The organism is Microbacterium paraoxydans, from assembly GCF_020524545.1.
Classification (GTDB): domain Bacteria; phylum Actinomycetota; class Actinomycetes; order Actinomycetales; family Microbacteriaceae; genus Microbacterium; species Microbacterium paraoxydans_C.
The window spans coordinates 22923-40308 of sequence record NZ_JAIVLG010000010.1; the positions used below are offsets into that span (position 1 = coordinate 22923).

The following is a 17386-nucleotide window of genomic DNA, read 5'->3' on the forward strand; positions in this document are numbered from 1 at the left end:
TCACTGCTCCGGCCGCGGCTGCGGGGGTGTCACCGGCGGGGGTGGTGCCCCCACGGGAGGTGCGGGCGGCGCGGTTCGAGGTCCCGTGTACGGCGGCGGAGGCGTCACCGGAGGCTGCCCCGTGTACGCGGGAGGGGCGGGTGGGACCGCGCCGGGCGCAGCGGCCGCATGCTCACTCCAGCGGTGACTCGTGTCCCGCGAGGCGGCCTCAGCCGCAGCCGTCGTGACGTCGTCGAGCAACGCCAGCGCGTCGGCCCGCTCGAGCCCGGCGAGGTAGCCGGTGATAGGCCCGGGAACGGTGTGCACCTGTGCCCCCGAGACCCGCTGCGAGCGATCGATGGGTCCCTGGCTGAGGGAAACGCCCTGCAGACGGGCGTAGGGGAAGACGGCCAGCTTGCGCCACACGATGCCGCGGCGCAGCAGCAGACCGAAATCGGTCACCAAGTAGCCATGGCGCTTCCACGAGAAAGGCCGCCGCCACCAGGCTCGGCGGGGCATCGTGCGATAGGCATCGCCCTCAACCGGACCCACGACGCCCTGCTCCCAGAGCGCCGGGATGCTCGCCGCCGGCACGTCCGGAAGAACCAGCCCGAGGACACGCTCGACATCGGCCCGCTTGCCGACCGGGAGCACCACGTTGAACTGCTGACCGCTTCCGGAGGACTGCTGCGCGGCGCTCTTGCCACTCATCCGATTGATCCGGATCGTCCACCACCCGAACGGACGCCACAGCAGGGACTGCGACACCTCGACGGCGAAGATGCGTCCGGGAGGAAGCGTCTCGGTGACCGTCGTGAGCAGGCCGTAGGTGATGCGCACGCCGTCGGGTGTCGGCGCGATGGAGTAGCGCAGCGACTTCGAGATCTGCGCCCAGGTGATACCCACGACGGCGATGACCATGGGCACACCCATGCCGAGTCCGAGGCCGAGCAGCACGATTCCTCCGCCCGTGTCGCCGTCGATGAACATGCCGATCAGCGCGCTGCCGAACGCGATCGCGAAGATCGCACCGAAGAAGACGAACCAGAGCAGGCCGGAGATGAGCTGTGAGCCGACCAGGCGACCGGTCGGGATCTTGACGACGCTCTCGGGCACGACATCGGCGAGGTCCACGCCCGCGAGGAGTCCGTTGACGCCGTCGTTCATCGAGCCGACCAGCTGCGCGCGAGCGGAGGCCGGAGCAGCGGAGGCGGCCTGATCGGGGTTCCGCGCGGCGGTGCGCGCCGCCCTTGCGCCGGAGGCCAGGCGCAGGATGTCCGCGCGTACGGATTCCGCACGAGCCGTGGCCAGGTACTCCAGCTCCACATTCGCGTCGTTGCCCGCCCCGACGACCTCGAGTTTGGCGAGGCCGATGATTCGAGCGGGGAAAGGCCGGGTGAGGTTGACGCCCTGCACCCGATCGAGCGGTGCCCGACGGTGGGAGCGGAAGATGATGCCCTTGCGCACTTCGACGTGGTCGCCCGTGATGCGGAACTGATGAAAGCGCCAGACGAACCAGAAGATCAGGACCAGCACGATCGCGAGGCCCAGCACGCTGAGCAGCACGACCAGGATCAGATTGTTCGCGAGCACCCATTCGACGGGGTCCGCGCCGGCGTAGTCACCGTAGTGCGCCTCTTCCGGGGCGAAAAGGTCCACGGCCCAGGCGATGATGCGATCGCGCATGTTCGCGATCACGATGCCCGCGACGATGATGAGCACCAGCCCGCCCTTGAACAGCGGGGTGAGTGGGTGCATGCGGTGCCACTCACCGTTCGCGAGGCTCGTGGACTGTTCCGAGGCCGTCGCCTGCACGCTCGGGGGCGGGGGGAGCTGCGGCTCGCTCACAGGCCGGTCCGGCGGGTCTCGGCGACGTGGATGAGGGTGTCGCGCAACGTCTCCGCGGCCTCCTGCGTGAGCCCCGGGATCTGCACGCCCGTCGTCGCCGCTGCGGTCACCATCTTCAGCTGGGCGATGCCGAACGCACGATCGAGCGGTCCCTGCGTGATGTCCACCAGCTGCATGCGTCCGTACGGGACCGCGATCATGCGCTGCCAGAGGATGCCCTTGCGGAAGACGATGTCGTCGGCGCGCAGCATGTACCCGATCGCCCTGGCCTGGCGAGGCAGGATGATGAGCGCGAAGACGGTGATGAGCAGGATCACTCCGGCGGGGATCCACACCCACTGCTGGTGCAGAACCAGGTTCAGCACCACGGCGGCGACGGCGACCAGGACGATGAAGATCACGTTCTGCACGATCTGGGACACGACGTAGCGGGGCGAGATCTGGTGCCAGGTGCCGTCGAGCTCCAGCCTGGCCTCGTTGCGAGCGGTGCGCAGCTTCGAGTACGTGCCCTCGTCGAGGGCAGCGAGGTCAGTGCCCTCCGCCGGGTTCAGGGGCGCGGTCTCTGGGTTCTGAGTCATCAGGATCCTTCGGCAGGGTGCAGAACTGTTCGGCCACGAGGGCGGCGATCACGAGGATGATCGCGCTTCCGATCAGGGCCAGCATGGCCACAGTCGACCCTACCTGCGGAACGACGGGACGTGACAGGAGGAACGTCAGCAGACCGGCTCCGAAACCCGCCATGATCGCCCCGAGCAGGCTTGAAGCGCGAGCGAGCGTGGCAGCGCGAAGGGCGCGGAACGGATCGATGCGGATCCCCGACCTCACGCTGCGCCGCACCGGCCAGGCCACCCCCACCGACGCGGCGGCGATGAGCAGGAGCAGCACGGGCAGGAAGAGGGACGGTGTGAACGTGGCACGCCCCGACGCCGTCAGGACGTGATCGAGCAGGAACCCACCGCCCGCGGCGAGCAGCGCGAGGACGACGAGGAGCCCTGCGGACGTGCGCCTCATCCCTCGCCCCTGGCGCGAAGCTCGGCGGCGAGCTGCGCCACCCTTCCCTTGCCGAGCAGCTCGGCCTCTGGATCGACGTCCAGCCACGGATCCAGCACGAACAGGCGCTCTCCGGCGCGAGGATGCGGCAGCTGCAGAAGGGGCTCGTCCGAGACGACGTCGCCGTACGCGATCAGGTCGAGGTCCAGGGTGCGGTCGCCCCAGTGCTCCCGGCGCTCTCGGCCGTTCTCGTCCTCGATCGCATGGAGCATCCCGAGCAGGATCTCCGGTGCGAGCCGGGTGGTGACGAGCGCGACCGCGTTGACGTAGCCGGGCGCGTCGGGGTCCGGCCCGTCGAGGCGGAGCGCGACGGTCTCGAACAGGCGGGAGAGCCGCACGTCGCTCACCAACGGCAGTCGGGCGATCCGTTCAGCCGCTGCACGGATGGTCCCCTGGCGATCCCCGAGGTTCGCGCCGAGCGCGACGACGGCCACGGTCTCCGGCCGCCCCGCACGAGGGCTCGGAGGATCGAGCGGCTTCGCGAGATTGCGGCTCATATCGTGATGTCTTCCAGCGCTTCGGGGGCACGGCTGCGGTGCACGGTGACGGCCACATCGGCGAAACTCAGCGGGATCGGGGCGTGGGGCTTGTGCACGGTCACGGAGACGTTCTGCACGCGCACGTCCTCCAGCGCCACGATGGCGATCCGCTCGGCGAGCGTCTCGATCAGGCTCACCGGCTCGCCGCCGACCACTGCCGCCACCCTCTCGGCCAGTTCTCCGTAGTGCACCGTGTCGGCCACGTCGTCCGACGCCGCGGCCTGCTCCAGCGACATCCGCAAGCGCAGATCTATCGAGAACTCCTGCCCGTCCTCGCGCTCGTGCGCGTAGACGCCGTGGCGGCCGAAGACGGTCAAGCCGGTGAGGACGATCTCATCGAGGAAATCCATGCCTCTAGCGTACGGGGGACGCGCTCCGGGGGCTGAGCGGAGGTTCAGCCCGCCCAGGCATGCGCGATCGCGAGTGCATCGCGGGTCGCCGCCACATCGTGCACCCGCACGGCCCACGCTCCGGCCTGTGCGGCGAGGGCGCTCGTGACAGCTGTCGCGAGGTCGCGGCGCGACTCCGACACCTCGTCGTCGGTTCCGGTCTCCTGACGCAGCGTCTCCGCCAGGAAGCGCTTGCGCGACGTTCCGATCAGGACTCTGGGACCGAGCGCGACGATCTCCTCGAGTCCGCGCAGCACGTCCCAGTTCTGCGTCCCGGTCTTCGCAAAGCCGATGCCCGGGTCGACGATCACCCGGGACGGGGCGATCCCGGCCACGGCCGCCTCGCCCATGCGTTCCTTGAGCTCGCCGGCAACCTCGCGGGCGACGCGACGATACTCGGCGTTCGCGTACATGTCCGCGGAGAAGCCGCGCCAGTGGCCGATCACGAAGTCCGCCCCCGACTCGGCGACGGCTGCGCGCATCTCGGGGTCCGCGAGCCCACCGGAGACATCGTTCACGATCCGGGCTCCCGCGCGCACGGCCGCGGCCGCCGTCGCGGCGCTGAGCGTGTCGATGCTGACGGGCACACCGGCGGCGGCGAGTCGCTCGATCACGGGAATCACACGTTGCTGCTCGATGTCTTCGCCGACGCGCTCCGCGCCCGGCCTGGTGGATTCGCCGCCGATATCCAGCACGGTCGCTCCCTCGGCGCGCAGCCGCAGCCCGTGCGCGACCGCGTGATCGACGTCGAGGTAGCGTCCGCCATCGCTGAAGGAGTCGGGCGTGACGTTGAGGATGCCCCAGATACCCGTCATCAGCGCGCTGCTCCGGACCCTGCCGCCGCCCCGATCAAGGTGATGAGCTCGGTCCTGGAGACCGCATCCGTGTACTCGCCCCGGGCGGCGATCGTGAGCGTGGAGGTCTCGGTCTGCCGACCACCTCGCATCGTCACACAGCCGTGAGCGGCGTCGAGCACCACGAGCACGCCGCGGGTGTCGAGGTGCTCCGCGATCGTGTCCGCGATCTGCTCTCCGAGTCGTTCCTGTACTTGAGGACGAGCGGCGAGGATCTCGACGACGCGCACCAGCGCACCGAGCCCTACGACCTGCTCACCCGGGAGGTATGCGATGTGGGCGTGACCGGCGAACGGCAGGAGGTGATGCTCGCAGACGGACCGGAATCGGATGTCGCGTAGCAGCACAGCGCCGGAGGGCAGGGTGTCGGGTGCCGGGCCGCGAGAGACGCTGATCGTACGAGCGAGCGGCTCAGCCGGATCTTCTCCGACCCCGGAGAAGAACTCGGAGTACAGCTCCCCCATGCGCGACGGGGTCTGCTTCAGTCCCGGTCGATCCGGGTCCTCGCCGATCGCCTCGAGGAGCTCGCGGGTGAGCCGCTCGACACGCTGTCTGTCGACGGTCACGTCACGCCGTCGCGGGCCGCGGGTTTCCGGCGCCGGCCGAGCCCTGCTGCGTGCGCGGTGCACCGGCCGGGGCCTCGACGGAGGCCGCCAGCGAGACGTCCTTCTTCGGCACTTCGATCGGAGGACGCTCCGACACCGGACGGCCTTCGCTCGAGAGCCACAGCGGGCGCTCCGGGAGCTTCTTGACCTCGGTGAAGATTTCGGCGATCTGGTTGTGGTCGAGGGTCTCCTCTTCGAGCAGAGCCAGAGCGAGCTTGTCGAGGATGTCCCGATTCGCGCTGATCACCTCGTAGGCCTCGTTGTGCGCCTGCTCGATGAGCGCCCGGACCTGGGTGTCGACCCGCTCGGCGATCGTCTCGGAGTACTCACGGCCTCGACCCATGTCGCGGCCGGCGAAGGGCTCGCCACCTTCCGTGCCCAGCTTGACCGGACCGAGTTCGGTGGTCATGCCGTACTCGATGACCATCTTGCGGGCGATCGAGGTCGCCTTCTCGATGTCGTTCGAGGCACCGGTGGTGGGATCGTGGAAGACGATCTCCTCGGCGACGCGGCCGCCCATCGCGTAGGTCAGCTGATCCTGGAGCTCGTTGCGGGTGACCGAGTACTTGTCGTCGATCGGCAGCACCATCGTGTAGCCGAGAGCCTTGCCGCGCGGCAGGATCGTGATCTTGGTCACCGGGTCGGTGTAGTTCATCGCGGCGGCGGCGAGCGCGTGCCCGCCTTCGTGATACGCCGTGATGAGCTTCTCCTTGTCGCGCATCACGCGCGTGCGCCGCTGCGGACCGGCGATCACGCGATCGATGGCCTCATCGAGGGCACGGTTGTCGACCAGCTGCGCATTCGAGCGCGCGGTCAGCAGCGCGGCCTCGTTGAGCACGTTGGCGAGGTCGGCACCGGTGAACCCGGGGGTCTTGCGGGCGACGACCTCGAGGTCAACGTTCTTGGAGAGCGGCTTGCCCTTGCTGTGCACCTCGAGGATCTTCTGACGCCCCTTGAGGTCGGGGGCGTCCACACCGATCTGACGGTCGAATCGACCGGGGCGCAGCAGTGCGGGATCCAGGATGTCCGGACGGTTGGTCGCCGCGATCACGATGACGTTCGCGTTCGGGTCGAACCCGTCCATCTCCACCAGCATCTGGTTGAGGGTCTGTTCGCGCTCATCGTTCCCGCCGCCCATGCCGGCACCGCGGTGACGGCCGACCGCGTCGATCTCGTCGATGAAGATGATCGCCGGCGCGTTCTCCTTGGCCTGGCCGAAGAGGTCACGCACACGTGAGGCGCCGACGCCGACGAACATCTCGACGAAGTCCGATCCGGAGATCGAGTAGAACGGGGCTCCGGCCTCCCCTGCCACCGCGCGGGCGAGGAGCGTCTTGCCCGTTCCGGGAGGGCCGTACAGCAGAACACCCTTCGGAATGCGGGCGCCGATCGCCTGGAACTTGGCGGGGTCCTGCAGGAACTCCTTGATCTCCTGGAGTTCCTCGATGGCCTCGTCGGCACCTGCGACATCGGCGAAGGTGACGGTCGGAGTCTCCTTGCTCACCAGCTTGGCCTTGGACTTGCCGAACTGCATGACCTTGCCGCCGCCGCCCTGCATGGACGAGAGGAGCCACCAGAAGAGGAGGCCCAGCAGCACGAGCGGGAGGAGGAGGGAGAGGAAGCCGTCGAACCAGGTCGCCCGCGGCACCGCGTCGTTGAAGCCGTCCTTGGGAGCGGCCTCGTTGATCGCCGCGACCACCTCGTCGGCGCGAGCGTCGACGTAGTAGAACTGCACGTTCTCGGAGCCTTCGAACGGCTTGGAGAGCGTCATGTCCACACGCTGATCACCGTCGGTGGTCACCACCTCGGTGACGGTGGTGCCGGAGAGGAGCTTGAGCCCCTCCTGCGTCGTGATCTGCTTGGGCGCACCCAGATTCGAGATCAGCAGGAATCCGCCGAAGAGCAGCACGCCGATCAGCGCGACGTAGATCAGCGGATTCCGGGTGAGCTTCTTCACATCCATGATCGGATCAGCGTATCGCGCGCGCCCTAGGGGGGCGCTGTGCGTTCACCCACGGCGTACCCCGGCAGCACGCCCGTCTGTGCAGGCGTCAGGAGTACAGGCGTCAGGAGTAGACGTGCGGCGCGAGCACGGCGACGTCGCGCAGGTTGCGGTAGCGCTCGTCGAAGTCGAGCCCGTACCCGACGACGAAGTCGGTGGGGATGTCGAAGCCGACGTACTTGCAGTCGATGACGACTTTCGCGGCCTCGGGCTTGCGCAGCAGCGCCAGCACCTCGATCGACTCGGCCCCTCGGGAGCCGAAGTTCTCGAGCAGCCAGCTGAGCGTGAGACCGGAATCGATGATGTCCTCGACGATCAGGACGTGCTTGCCGTTGAGGTCGGTGTCGAGGTCTTTGCGGATCTGCACGACACCGCTCGACTTGGTGCTCGCGCCGTAGCTCGAGACCGCCATCCAGTCCATCGGGGCGTGGAACGGCAGCGCCCGCGCGAAATCGGCCATCACCATGACGGCACCTTTGAGGACGCCGACGAGGACGAGGTCCTTGCCCTCGTAGTCCCGGGCGACCTGCGCCGCCAGCTCCTCGAGCTTGGCGAGGATCTCCTCCTCGGTGACGAGGATCTGTGCAAGGTCGTCCTGGATCTCCGCGGCGCGCATGGATCGATTTTAGGCGACGCCACCCCATGCTCCGGTATCCCCCACTACTGTGAGCGGTGACGCGGGCGGACGCCCCTGAGGGAAGGACTCACCATGGCTCTTGACGACATCCTCGCGCAGATACCGATCGACGACATCGCGCAGAAGCTGGGGGTCTCGCGAGACGAGGCGAAGGTCGCGGTCGAGCAGGGCGGTGCCGTACTGCTGGGCGGCCTCGCGAAGAACGCGGAGACCGACGAAGGCTCCGCAGCGATCCAGAACGCGCTGAAGAAGCACGAGGGCGGCACGGGCGCCGCGAACGTGGATGACATCGATCAAGCCGACGGCGGCAAGATCGTCGCGCACATCCTCGGCTCGAAAGAGAAGGAGGTCACGAAGGAGCTCACGGAGTCGAAGGCGACTCCGGGCATCGATTTCGGCAAGCTCCTCCCCATCCTGGCGCCGATCGTGATGGGCCTCATCGCCAACGCGAACAAGGACAAGAAGAGCGAGACGGCGGCGGGAGAGGAGGGATCCGGCGGGATCGGTGACCTCATCGGCGGCCTCCTCGGCGGCTCCGGCTCCGGCTCGGGCTCGGGCGGCATCGGCGACGTGATCGGCGGCCTGCTCGGCGGCGGCAACGGCAGCGGATCGGGCGGCATCGACCTCGGCGGCATCCTGGGCGGTCTCTTCGGCGGCAAGAAATAGGGCTCGTACGCTCCATCCGGTCGCGGGTGAGTCCGCCCGCTGCGGACCTCGCTCAGCGACCGGATGCGGTGAAGACGATGCGCCCACCCCGGCGCACGGCCGCGCACTCGGGCAGGTCGATCGGCCCCTGACCGTTCCAGTCGGTCACGAGCCGTGCGACCTCGATGGTCTGCGTCCTCGTCAGGCTGACGCCGAACTCGCTGTCGACGACGAGGCGGATGATCCGGTTGCGCAGCGCCGCCGGGTTGGCGGCGAGCGCTGCCACGCTGACCGAGATTCCCGCCTCGGCGTGCTCGACGATGTCTTCGATCGTCTCGTGGATCATCTCGTCGAAGGCCTCCGCATCCTCCCGCAGCTGCTCGGCGGTGCGCACGAGCGCTTCGGCGATGCCCGGTCCGAGTTCCGCCTCGAGCACCGGGAGCACGTGCTCACGCACCCGAACCCGGGCATAGCGGTCGTCACGGTTGTGCGGATCTTCCCACGGCGTGAGAGCGGAGGCGACGCAGAAGGCCCGGGTCGTCTCCCGGCGCACACCGAGCAAGGGGCGCACCCACCGCACACCGTCGCTGTCTTCGCGAACCGGTGCCATGCCCTGCAGGCTGGTGGCCCCCGATCCGCGAGCGAGACCGAGGAGAACCGTCTCCGCCTGGTCATCGAGCGTGTGTCCGAGGAGGACCGCTGCGGCACGGACGTCGGCCGCCGCATCGCGCAGCACGCCGTAGCGAGCCTCCCGCGCCGCGGCCTCCGGTCCGCCCTCCCCGGCGACGTCGACGCGCACGATCAGCGGGTCGAGACCGAGCGCCGTCGCCGCCTGCGCCGCCTGCGAAGCCACCGCTTCGGATCCTTCCTGCAGACCGTGGTCGACGGTGAGCGAGGCTGCGCGGAGGCCGAGCTTGGGGACCTCGAAGGCCGTGGCGGCCGCGAGCGCGAGGGAATCGGCTCCTCCCGAGAGGGCGACGATGACCGTCGAGCCCTCGGGTAGGCCGGCCAGTGCGGTGCGCACGGCCAGACGGACCTCGGCGATGGCGGGAGACAGGGAAGGCACGGTTCCACGGTAGGGCACGGCTTCGGTCCGTGCGCCCGTGATCCCTCGGGGCTATCCTGACGCCGTGACCGCTCAGTCCCGCGCGCAGCCGTTCCGCACCGAACGCTTCAAGGCGTTCGTCGATGCCGTGGTGGCGATCGCGATGACGTTGCTCATCCTGCCGTTGTTGGAGTCCGTCTCCGACGCGGCCTCCGGGAGACTGACGACCGCGGAGTTCTTCGCCGAGCACTCTGCCCAGCTGGTGAGCTTCGCTTTGAGCTTCGTCCTCATCGCGACGTTCTGGATGGGGCACCACAGTCAGTATCGCGATGTGCAGCTGATCACGACACCGCTCCTGTGGATCAACGTCGCCTGGATGGCGACGATCGTCTGGCTTCCCGTGCCGACCGCGATGCTCGGTCAGCTGGACGCGGACGCGCTCCAGGCCGTCGTCTATATCGGGACCTTGATCCTGACGCAGGTCACGACGTTGGCGGGGTGGATGTATCTGCGTCGCCACCCCGACCTCACGACGGCGCCGGCGGTGGTGCTGCGGGCAGGAGTCGCGGGAGACCTGGCCGCGATCATCCTGTTCGCCGTCGCCCTGGTGATCGCCGCGCTCACTGTGCCCAACGGCTATTTCGCCTTGCTCCTGCTGCTGTTGACCGGCCCGCTCTCGCGTCTGCTCGGGCGCATCGCGCGCCGTCGTGGGCGGGCGTCGCAGGCCGAAGAGCCGCGGGTAGGCTAGTCCGCGGTATCCAACCGAACTTTTCCTGAGGAGTACACGCATGGGCGCACACGACGCCGTCATCGAGATCCCGCGCGGCAGCCGCGTGAAGTACGAGGTCGACCACGAGACCGGACGAGTGCACCTCGACCGCGTGCTCTACACCACCTTCGGCTACCCGGCCGACTACGGCTACTTCGACAACACGCTCGGTGAGGACGGGGACCCGCTCGACGTGCTCGTGCTGCTGGACCACGCGATCTACCCGGGCGTCGTCGTCGAGGTCCGTCCCGTCGCGGTGCTCAAGATGAGCGACGAGGCCGGCGGAGACGACAAGCTGGTCGCCGTGCTCTCGAAGGATCCTCGCTGGGCGCACATCCAGGACATCGACGACATCGCCGAGTACACGAAGAAGGAGATCGCGCACTTCTTCGAGCACTACAAGGACCTCGAGCCCAACAAGTGGGTCAAGGTCGACGAGTGGGGGAACGCCGCCGAAGCGCAGCGCATCCTCGACGAGGCGATCGTGCGTTTCGGCGAGCAGGGTCACTGATCCCCGCGCATACGACGAGAAGACCCCCGGTTCCGCACTGCGGCCGGGGGTCTTCTGGTCTGAGACGAAGCGGTGATCAGGCGGAGACGCCGTGCCGGGCGAGGAACTGCACCGGGTTGATGGCGCTGCCGCGGTCGTAGACCTCGAAGTGCAGGTGGCAGCCGAACGAGCGCCCGGTGTTGCCCGCATAGGCGATGACCTGACCGGAGCGCACCCACTGGCCCGATCGCACGAGGATGCCTCCGTCGCGGATGTGCGCGTAGCCGGTGCCGATGCCCCCGCCGTGCTGGATGCGGATGTAGTTGCCGTAGCCGCCGTTGTAGCCCGCATAGTCGACCGTGCCGGACTGCGCGGCGTAGATCGCCGCGCCGCAACCGTTCGCGAAGTCCGTGCCGTAGTGGAAGCTCGAGGAGCAGCCCTGCGGACCGCACTGCTGCGAACGGGGCCCGTAGCCTGAGCTCTTGCCGCCGCCGTGAGGACGGCACCAGCCACCACTGCCCTGGGAGCCACCGCCCCCGCCACCGCCGTTGCCGGCCGCCGCGGCCGCGGCCTCTGCGGCCTCGCGTTCCTTGCGCTTCTTCTCCTCGGCAGCGACACCGGCCTTGTAGCCCTCGACCGTCTTGGTCGTCGCGTCCTTGAGCGCGGCGAGCTGCGCCTGCATCGTGGCGAGGTTCGCGGACTGCTCGTCGAGCGCGGCCTGAGCGGCATCGGCAGCCTGCTGAGCGACGACCATCTTCTCTTCCGCGATCTTCTGCAGGCGGTCGCGCTCGTCGCGGGCGACCACAGCCTGATCGCTCATCGACTGCGCGGAGTTCCGGGCGGCGACCGCGTCGTCGTACACCGACTGGTTGTACTCGAACAGCTTGTCCATGGTGCCCAGTCGCGCGAGCAACTGGTCGGCGTTGTCGGCGGAGCCGGTGAAGAGCAGCTCGAGAGAGGTGTCGTCACCACCGTTGCGGTACAGCTGCGCGGCGACCTGGCCCGCCTTCTTCGCGGATGCGTCGGCCTTCGCGGATTGCTCGTCGGCCTTCGCCTGCAGCGAATCGGCCTCGGTGGAAGCCGCGAAGAACTTCTGCTGCGCCTCGTAGAACTCATCCGCGGCGACCTTCGCAGCCGCCTGGGTCTCGGCGACCTTCTGGGTCAGGGACTGGATGAGGCCCTCGATGCGGGTGACCTCGGCGGCCTTGGCGGCCTCGCTCTTCTTGGCCCGCTGCACGTCGTCCCAGCTCGGGTAGGTCGCGGCGTAGGCGGCGGAGACTCCCTGGGAGATGCCGAAGGCGCTGAGCGCGACGACGCTGAGCACGCCGAGGCCGAGAGCGCCTCGGCGGCTGAGGCCGTCTTTGCCGAATGCTCGGCGTTCTGCAGGACTGGGCGCGCAGCCGCAATCATCTGAAGCCGCGGCAACCGCAGCATCCAGACTGGTCTGGTCGTCGTTCACGCGGCCCCTTCCGCCGGTTTCACAAATGCCACACTAACAACAACTTTCACATCCGCACCAGAGTCGATCCGACGACTGTGATCGCACGTCTGACCGTCCCATCGTCCTCCTGAAACACGCCCGGGGGTAGACGCCTCGCCCTCGATTCGCGATTTGCCCGGATCATCCCTTATGCTTGAGCGTCGGCAAGGAAGTCCTCCGGGACTGACTCGGCCCCATCGTTTAGCGGCCTAGGACGCCGCCCTTTCACGGCGGTAGCACGGGTTCGAATCCCGTTGGGGTCACTCCTTCCGATACAATTGAAAACAAGTATGGCCCTGTAGCGCAGTTGGTTAGCGTGCCGCCCTGTCACGGCGGAGGTCGCGGGTTCAAGTCCCGTCAGGGTCGCTCCGTGCGATGAGCTCTTTCTTCGGAGAGGGCTCTTCGTCTAGGACGCGACAGGTTCGCCGGTCGCGCGGCTCTGTAGCTCAGTTGGTAGAGCGTTCGACTGAAAATCGAAAGGTCACCGGATCGATGCCGGTCGGAGCCACACGAGTGATCGTTACAATCACTCCAGAAACCCTCGCCTAGCTTCTACATGGCGGGGGTTTTGCTTTGCCCTGGGTCACAGGGCGTCCAGAGCGTTCCGCGCGAGTTTCGCTGCCCCTGCTGCCGCCTCCACCCGCTCTGCGGCGGCCGAGCGACGCTCCTGCATCGCCGGCAGGTCTCGTTCGACGTGGCTCACCGCCGCGCGGATCCGGTCGAGTTCCGCCTCGAGCTCTTCCGCTCTCCCGGCGAGCTCGGCCGCGCGATCACGGAGCGTCTGCAATTCCGCGTCCCGCTTCGCAAGTTCCCGCTCCGCAGCAGCCCGCTCCTTCTCGGTCTCGGCAACGCGACGTTCGGCTTCTCTCCGCGCCCGCCGCTCCTGCAACTCGTCCGGCGGTCGCTGCGGAGCGGGTTCCCGCACGTCGACCTCGCCGGCCACCGCGTCGCGGATGTCTGCGGCCGACGCCGCGGGGTCGAGCGCTCGAATCAGCCGCCCGGAGGCCACCGCAGCCGCAGCCAGGGGGTCGAAGAAGGCCGCCGAGATGCTGTGCTCGACGGCTTCCCGCGTCGCGGGGGTGATGCGTTCGCCGCGGGAACCGGCCAGCTCGGCCGCCATCTCCGCGAGACGCCGCGTGAGCACGCGGCGCTCTCTGCCGAGCTTGGCCAGCGCGGGCGCATCCAGGTCGTCCTGTGCCTCGCGCAGTTCGGCTGCCAGTCGCAGCGCTTCCCCGAGCTGTCCCGCTCGCTCGTGCGCGAAGACGTTCACGACCCAGGCGGCGATCGAGGGCTTGCGCAGCGCGAGGATGCGGGACGTGAGCTCCGCGTCGTCGACCTCGGCGGCACGGTCCTTTCGGGACGTCACGAAAGCCTCCGGTGGACCCATGTACAGCGCGGCCGCGATCTCCTCGAAGACGGGGTCGGCCATGCGCCCACGATACGCCGCTCTGCTTTTCGGCGAGGAACCTCGACTCGACGCCGCTACTCGATCGCCAGCTGGTCGGCCCAGTCCGCACTGATCAGCGACCTCGTGCCCACCTTCCCGTTGCCGAGACCCGGGTAGAGGTAGAGCTGACCGGCGGCGGTGCGTGCGACCAGATCGGCGAGACCGTCGCCGTTGTAGTCGACGCCTCCGGTCAGGGCGGTGAACTCCACCCACCCCGAACCGACCTCGCGTCGCGTGCCGAACGTCCCGGGAAGACCCGGATAGAAATAGAGCGTTCCGAGACCGTCGACCGCCATCAGATCGCCGCGCCCATCGTTGTCGAAGTCGCCACCGACGAGGAAGTGGAACGACTCCCATCCGCCACCGAGCGTGATGTTCGGGGACCCGAACCTTCCGGATCCGTCACCGCGATAGATGGTAAGGGTGCCGGATGAGTTGACACCCAGGACGTCCTGTTGCCCGTCGCCCGTGTAGTCGGCTCCGGAGACCACATGATGCATGCCGTACCACCCGTTGCCGACCTGTACGGCTGAAGTGAATCTGCCTGCGCCGTTACCCGCATAGAACTCGAGTGCACTGTCGGAGCGTGCCACGAGGATGTCGGCCTTGCCGTCGTTGTTGAAGTCACCGTGGGTGAGATGCCTACGGGTGTCACCCCACCCCGCAGATATGGTCGTGCCCGCGGCGAAACGCCCCGCACCCGTGCCCGGCCGGAGACGGAGGTCACCGTTTCCGGCGATCTCCAGCAGGTCGGCGTTCTGGTCGCCGGTGTAGTCGGCCGAGACGACACCGGGAGCCTGTCCGTCCCCCAAGCCGGGGAAGTATAGGGGAAGCGAGGCACCGCGCACGACGTTCGAGAGGCAGACGAACCCGTTGTTGACCGCGGTGTACACCGCACCTCTGAGCCGCACCTCGAAGTGCAGATGGTACGCCGGGGAGTTGCCCGTGTTGCCGACGACGCCGATCTGCTGGCCGCGGACCACCCTGGTGCCAGGGGCATACATCCCCGACGACGCCATGTGCGCGTACCTCGTGACGTAGCCGCCGGCGTGCTCGACGTCGGTGTAGTTGCCGTAGCCGCTGTTCGCCGTGCGCGACTTGATGACACCGTCGTAGGCCGCGACGATCGGCGTGCCGCCTGCTCCGGAGATGTCGATGCCGTCGTGTGCGCGATAGTTACCCCGACAGCCGTCGCCGACCTTCGACTGGATGTTGCCCGAGGCTGGATAGACCATTTGGGGAGCGCTGGCCGCGGTCGCGGTCATGCCCGCCGACAACGGAGGTGCCGATACACCGACCACGAGGGCGAGCACGGTCGCGATCCCGATGCGACCGAGACGCACGCGGGATGGTCGCTTCATCTCGAAGTTCTCTCTTGCTCGGCGGCCCCAGGGACATGATGTCCTCCGCCGTCACCGTACCAGTGCGGGGGAAGTCTCCCGCGAGCGCCGCCGTGGAACCGATGGATCCGCAGCCGCGGGGCTCCGTCCTGGTCAGACCAGGTCGTATTCTCCTCCGTACGATGTGTCGTCGCCGTCGTCGCGCCCATCCTCGTCGGCAGTCGAGGTCGAGATCATGACCTGTGTGGTCGAACTGATCAGGACACTCACCGACCGCTCCCCTGCGACGTCGAATTCGACGAATCCGCCGCCCGCGCGAACGGCCTCTTCGATCCTCCGTCTGAGGTCCGCGACTTCCTGCCCCTCTGCCAGGAAGTACTCCGTCTCGTTGAGCGCGATCCGCGCGCGCATGATCGTGTACATCTCGCCTCCGGTCGTCGTCATCTTCTTCCGGTTCGCTGACGACGCTATGCGACTCGACTCTTCGGCGGAAAGGGGTTGCGCCGCGGGCCGAGAGGAGGCAGGGAGCCACCGACCGGTCCCCGGGCGAGGTCATACGCGCCCCCGCAGACCGGCAAATCCAGACTCACAACTTCCAGCCGTCGCAAGTAGGCTGGGAGGGGTGCCTCGCCGGTCCGGACCTTCGCCGGTCATCGCGGCGTGAGACCAGACGACCTCCTCCTTCGGTCGCACGGTCCCGTACTTCGGGATGGAGCCGCAGCCCCGCCGTGTGTCCACGCCAGAAAGGCAACAACCTCATGAGCGATTCCCCTGGAACCGCCGGCCGCGACGACGAGCGCTCGCCGGACTTCTTCGACCAGCTGATCGAGACCACGCCGCGCGACCAGCAGGGCGCATTCACAGTTGGCTTCCGCGGCTACGACAAGGGCGAGGTCGACGCTGCGCTCGCGGCCCTCCGCAACCAGCTGAAGCAGGCAGCCGCCGACGTCGCCGAGGCGCAGGCGCGCGAAGAGGATGCCGTCGAAGCCGTCCGCGAAGAGGAGCGCAAGGCCCGCGAAGCTCTGGAGAGCGAGTTGGCGGCCGCGAACGCCAAGGCCTCGGATGCCGAGCAGCAGGTCGCCACTCTCACCTCCGAGCTCGTCGACACTCCGCAGGCCGACGGCGAAGAGGCCCCGTCGCGTCAGCAGTTCGAGGCGATCCTCCGTGTCGCCGAGGAGCAGGCGAACGTACTCATCCAGAACGCGGCGGTGCAGGCCGACCGCCTGATGACCTCTGCCCGTGAGGAAGTGACCGCGCAGCGCGCCGAGGCCGAGGCCGACGCCGAGCGGATCACCGCTCAGGCGGAACGCGACGCCGACCAGGTGCGGCTGAAGATGGACACCGAGTACACCGCGCACGAGGCTCGCATCGAGCGAGAAGCCGCGCACGCCGCGGAAAAGGTGAACCAGGCCGCGCAGGAGGCCACCGCGATCCGCACCGAGGCCGAGAAGGGCGCCGCAGCGCTCCGCTCCCTCGTGACCCGGGAGACGACCCAGCTGCGCGCCGACGCCGAGCGCGACGTCCGTGACATGAACGCTCGGGTGCTCGAGTTCGAGGAGACCCTCACTCGCCGGCAGGACGACGCGCAGCAGGAGTTCCTCGTCCTGCACAACCAGGCCGTGGCACATGCCGAGCGCATCACCAACGACGCCAACGAGCAGGTCTCCGCATCGCTCGAACACGCTCAGCGCATCTCGGCACGGGCGGAGGACTACGAGCGCCTGACCCGTTCGCAGGCGCAGGCGATCGAAGCCGAGGCCCAGGTTCGTGCTCGGGAGACCCTCGAACGCGCTCGGGCGAAGGCGCAGAAGATCGTCGATTCCGTCACCGGCCACACGACGGCGGTGCTCCACGACGCGGAGGACCGCACGCGCCAGCTGCGGTGGCAGCAGCAGCAGCTTTCGAGCTTCATGGCCGAGGTGCGCGAGCTGATCCGTCCCGACGGCATCTTCTCCGATGACGCGCTGTCGCCGGAGATCACGGGCGCGGAAGCGCCCGTCGAGCCGGCGACGGCGGAGGCCGTCGCTGACGAGACTCCGGAAGAGACCTTCCTCGGCGATGAGGTCCTCGAAGACGAACTCGACGATGACCGCCCACTCGAGAAGATCACGATCGACGTGGTGGAGACGAAGAAGAAGTCCTCCAAGTAGTCACGCAGACGCGAGAGGCGCGAGCAGGGGGTTCCTGGGTCAGTGTCATGTCGCATCCTTCTCTTGTCGTACTGCAGGGGGTGGACATCGAGGTCGAGGTGCTCGGCGAGAGGGAAT

Annotated in this window: 18 protein-coding genes and 3 tRNA genes; 7 read left to right on the forward strand and 14 right to left on the reverse strand. The window is 68.2% G+C overall.

Translation table 11 applies throughout. The annotated features are described in order from the left end of the window. From LC041_RS16415 to hpt, 9 genes are all read right to left on the reverse strand, one after another. Nucleotides 1-1827 (reverse strand): PH domain-containing protein, encoded by a 1827-nt coding sequence (locus LC041_RS16415; RefSeq protein WP_226534170.1) that lies wholly within the window; start codon nt 1825-1827, stop codon nt 1-3. After that, complete coding sequence (locus LC041_RS16420; protein WP_226534171.1) at nt 1824-2405, reverse strand: PH domain-containing protein; 582 nt, start codon at nt 2403-2405, stop codon at nt 1824-1826. Before LC041_RS16420 ends, LC041_RS16415 begins: the two co-directional genes overlap by 4 nt. Then, nucleotides 2356-2838: a DUF3180 domain-containing protein gene (locus LC041_RS16425; protein WP_226534172.1), complete on the reverse strand. Its 483-nt coding sequence runs from the start codon at nt 2836-2838 to the stop codon at nt 2356-2358. The genes LC041_RS16420 and LC041_RS16425 overlap by 50 nt, the downstream gene beginning before the upstream one ends. Next, complete coding sequence (gene folK / locus LC041_RS16430) at nt 2835-3374, reverse strand: 2-amino-4-hydroxy-6-hydroxymethyldihydropteridine diphosphokinase (protein WP_226534173.1); 540 nt, start codon at nt 3372-3374, stop codon at nt 2835-2837. Before folK ends, LC041_RS16425 begins: the two co-directional genes overlap by 4 nt. After that, nucleotides 3371-3766 (reverse strand): dihydroneopterin aldolase, encoded by a 396-nt coding sequence (gene folB, locus LC041_RS16435; RefSeq protein ID WP_226534175.1) that lies wholly within the window; start codon nt 3764-3766, stop codon nt 3371-3373. Before folB ends, folK begins: the two co-directional genes overlap by 4 nt. A gap of 44 nt (nt 3767-3810) precedes the next feature. Next, nucleotides 3811-4620, reverse strand: a complete 810-nt coding sequence (gene folP, locus LC041_RS16440) for a dihydropteroate synthase (protein ID WP_226534176.1) — start codon at nt 4618-4620, stop codon at nt 3811-3813. After that, nucleotides 4620-5225 carry a GTP cyclohydrolase I gene (gene folE / locus LC041_RS16445; RefSeq protein ID WP_226534178.1) on the reverse strand — a complete coding sequence of 202 codons (606 nt, stop codon included), beginning with the start codon at nt 5223-5225 and terminating at the stop codon, nt 4620-4622. Before folE ends, folP begins: the two co-directional genes overlap by 1 nt. Before the next feature lies 1 nt (nt 5226). Next, the gene (gene ftsH, locus LC041_RS16450; protein ID WP_226534180.1) at nt 5227-7227 is read right to left on the reverse strand and encodes an ATP-dependent zinc metalloprotease FtsH; all 2001 of its coding nucleotides are present in this window, start codon (nt 7225-7227) and stop codon (nt 5227-5229) included. A 103-nt stretch (nt 7228-7330) separates the two neighbouring features. Beyond that, nucleotides 7331-7882: a hypoxanthine phosphoribosyltransferase gene (gene hpt, locus LC041_RS16455; protein WP_226534182.1), complete on the reverse strand. Its 552-nt coding sequence runs from the start codon at nt 7880-7882 to the stop codon at nt 7331-7333. 93 nt (nt 7883-7975) lie between these two features. On the opposite strand from hpt, the gene LC041_RS16460 reads away from it, so the two are divergent. Next, the gene (locus LC041_RS16460) at nt 7976-8569 is read left to right on the forward strand and encodes a DUF937 domain-containing protein (RefSeq protein WP_226534183.1); all 594 of its coding nucleotides are present in this window, start codon (nt 7976-7978) and stop codon (nt 8567-8569) included. Nucleotides 8570-8621: 52 nt separating this feature from the next. Here the strand turns inward: LC041_RS16460 and tilS are convergent, their stop codons facing one another. Next, nucleotides 8622-9614 carry a tRNA lysidine(34) synthetase TilS gene (gene tilS, locus LC041_RS16465; protein ID WP_226534184.1) on the reverse strand — a complete coding sequence of 331 codons (993 nt, stop codon included), beginning with the start codon at nt 9612-9614 and terminating at the stop codon, nt 8622-8624. Between the two features lie 64 nt (nt 9615-9678). On the opposite strand from tilS, the gene LC041_RS16470 reads away from it, so the two are divergent. Both LC041_RS16470 and LC041_RS16475 read left to right on the forward strand, forming a co-directional pair. Then, on the forward strand, nt 9679-10341 hold the full coding sequence (locus LC041_RS16470) for a TMEM175 family protein (protein WP_226534185.1): 663 nt from the start codon (nt 9679-9681) through the stop codon (nt 10339-10341). A gap of 40 nt (nt 10342-10381) precedes the next feature. Further along, a complete protein-coding gene (locus tag LC041_RS16475; RefSeq protein WP_017204665.1) occupies nt 10382-10873 on the forward strand; it encodes an inorganic diphosphatase in 492 nt (163 codons plus the stop codon). A gap of 76 nt (nt 10874-10949) precedes the next feature. Here LC041_RS16475 and LC041_RS16480 read toward each other — a convergent pair whose 3' ends face one another. Beyond that, nucleotides 10950-12311, reverse strand: a complete 1362-nt coding sequence (locus LC041_RS16480) for a M23 family metallopeptidase (protein WP_226534186.1) — start codon at nt 12309-12311, stop codon at nt 10950-10952. Nucleotides 12312-12522: 211 nt separating this feature from the next. Here LC041_RS16480 and LC041_RS16485 point away from each other — a divergent pair. From LC041_RS16485 to LC041_RS16495, 3 genes are all read left to right on the forward strand, one after another. Further along, nucleotides 12523-12595, forward strand: a tRNA-Glu gene (locus LC041_RS16485). 29 nt (nt 12596-12624) lie between these two features. After that, nucleotides 12625-12698, forward strand: a tRNA-Asp gene (locus LC041_RS16490). 69 nt (nt 12699-12767) lie between these two features. Beyond that, nucleotides 12768-12840: transfer RNA gene (locus LC041_RS16495), tRNA-Phe, on the forward strand. A gap of 75 nt (nt 12841-12915) precedes the next feature. On the opposite strand, the gene LC041_RS16500 is transcribed toward LC041_RS16495, so the two are convergent. The 3 genes from LC041_RS16500 to LC041_RS16510 form a co-directional block, all read right to left on the reverse strand. Then, on the reverse strand, nt 12916-13761 hold the full coding sequence (locus tag LC041_RS16500; protein WP_226534187.1) for a transposase: 846 nt from the start codon (nt 13759-13761) through the stop codon (nt 12916-12918). 53 nt (nt 13762-13814) lie between these two features. Then, complete coding sequence (locus tag LC041_RS16505; protein WP_226534188.1) at nt 13815-15140, reverse strand: VCBS repeat domain-containing M23 family metallopeptidase; 1326 nt, start codon at nt 15138-15140, stop codon at nt 13815-13817. Nucleotides 15141-15272: 132 nt separating this feature from the next. Next, nucleotides 15273-15563, reverse strand: coding sequence for a hypothetical protein (locus LC041_RS16510; protein ID WP_226534189.1), 291 nt, complete (start codon nt 15561-15563; stop codon nt 15273-15275). A 314-nt stretch (nt 15564-15877) separates the two neighbouring features. Here LC041_RS16510 and LC041_RS16515 point away from each other — a divergent pair, with 314 nt between their 5' ends. After that, a complete protein-coding gene (locus LC041_RS16515; protein WP_226534190.1) occupies nt 15878-17269 on the forward strand; it encodes a cell division initiation protein in 1392 nt (463 codons plus the stop codon). Nucleotides 17270-17386: the final 117 nt, after the last annotated feature.

Bases quoted from the DNA above. Each gene is read 5' to 3' on its own strand.
- LC041_RS16515 (WP_226534190.1), top strand. From the start codon at position 15,878: ATGAGCGATTCCCCTGGAACCGCCGGCCGCGACGACGAGCGCTCGCCG.
- LC041_RS16510 (WP_226534189.1), bottom strand. From the start codon at position 15,563: ATGACGACGACCGGAGGCGAGATGTACACGATCATGCGCGCGCGGATC.
- LC041_RS16425 (WP_226534172.1), bottom strand. From the start codon at position 2,838: ATGAGGCGCACGTCCGCAGGGCTCCTCGTCGTCCTCGCGCTGCTCGCC.
- folK (WP_226534173.1), bottom strand. From the start codon at position 3,374: ATGAGCCGCAATCTCGCGAAGCCGCTCGATCCTCCGAGCCCTCGTGCG.
- folP (WP_226534176.1), bottom strand. From the start codon at position 4,620: ATGACGGGTATCTGGGGCATCCTCAACGTCACGCCCGACTCCTTCAGC.
- LC041_RS16475 (WP_017204665.1), top strand. From the start codon at position 10,382: ATGGGCGCACACGACGCCGTCATCGAGATCCCGCGCGGCAGCCGCGTG.
- LC041_RS16420 (WP_226534171.1), bottom strand. From the start codon at position 2,405: ATGACTCAGAACCCAGAGACCGCGCCCCTGAACCCGGCGGAGGGCACT.
- folB (WP_226534175.1), bottom strand. From the start codon at position 3,766: ATGGATTTCCTCGATGAGATCGTCCTCACCGGCTTGACCGTCTTCGGC.
- hpt (WP_226534182.1), bottom strand. From the start codon at position 7,882: ATGCGCGCCGCGGAGATCCAGGACGACCTTGCACAGATCCTCGTCACC.
- LC041_RS16500 (WP_226534187.1), bottom strand. From the start codon at position 13,761: ATGGCCGACCCCGTCTTCGAGGAGATCGCGGCCGCGCTGTACATGGGT.
- ftsH (WP_226534180.1), bottom strand. From the start codon at position 7,227: ATGGATGTGAAGAAGCTCACCCGGAATCCGCTGATCTACGTCGCGCTG.
- LC041_RS16505 (WP_226534188.1), bottom strand. From the start codon at position 15,140: ATGAAGCGACCATCCCGCGTGCGTCTCGGTCGCATCGGGATCGCGACC.
- LC041_RS16460 (WP_226534183.1), top strand. From the start codon at position 7,976: ATGGCTCTTGACGACATCCTCGCGCAGATACCGATCGACGACATCGCG.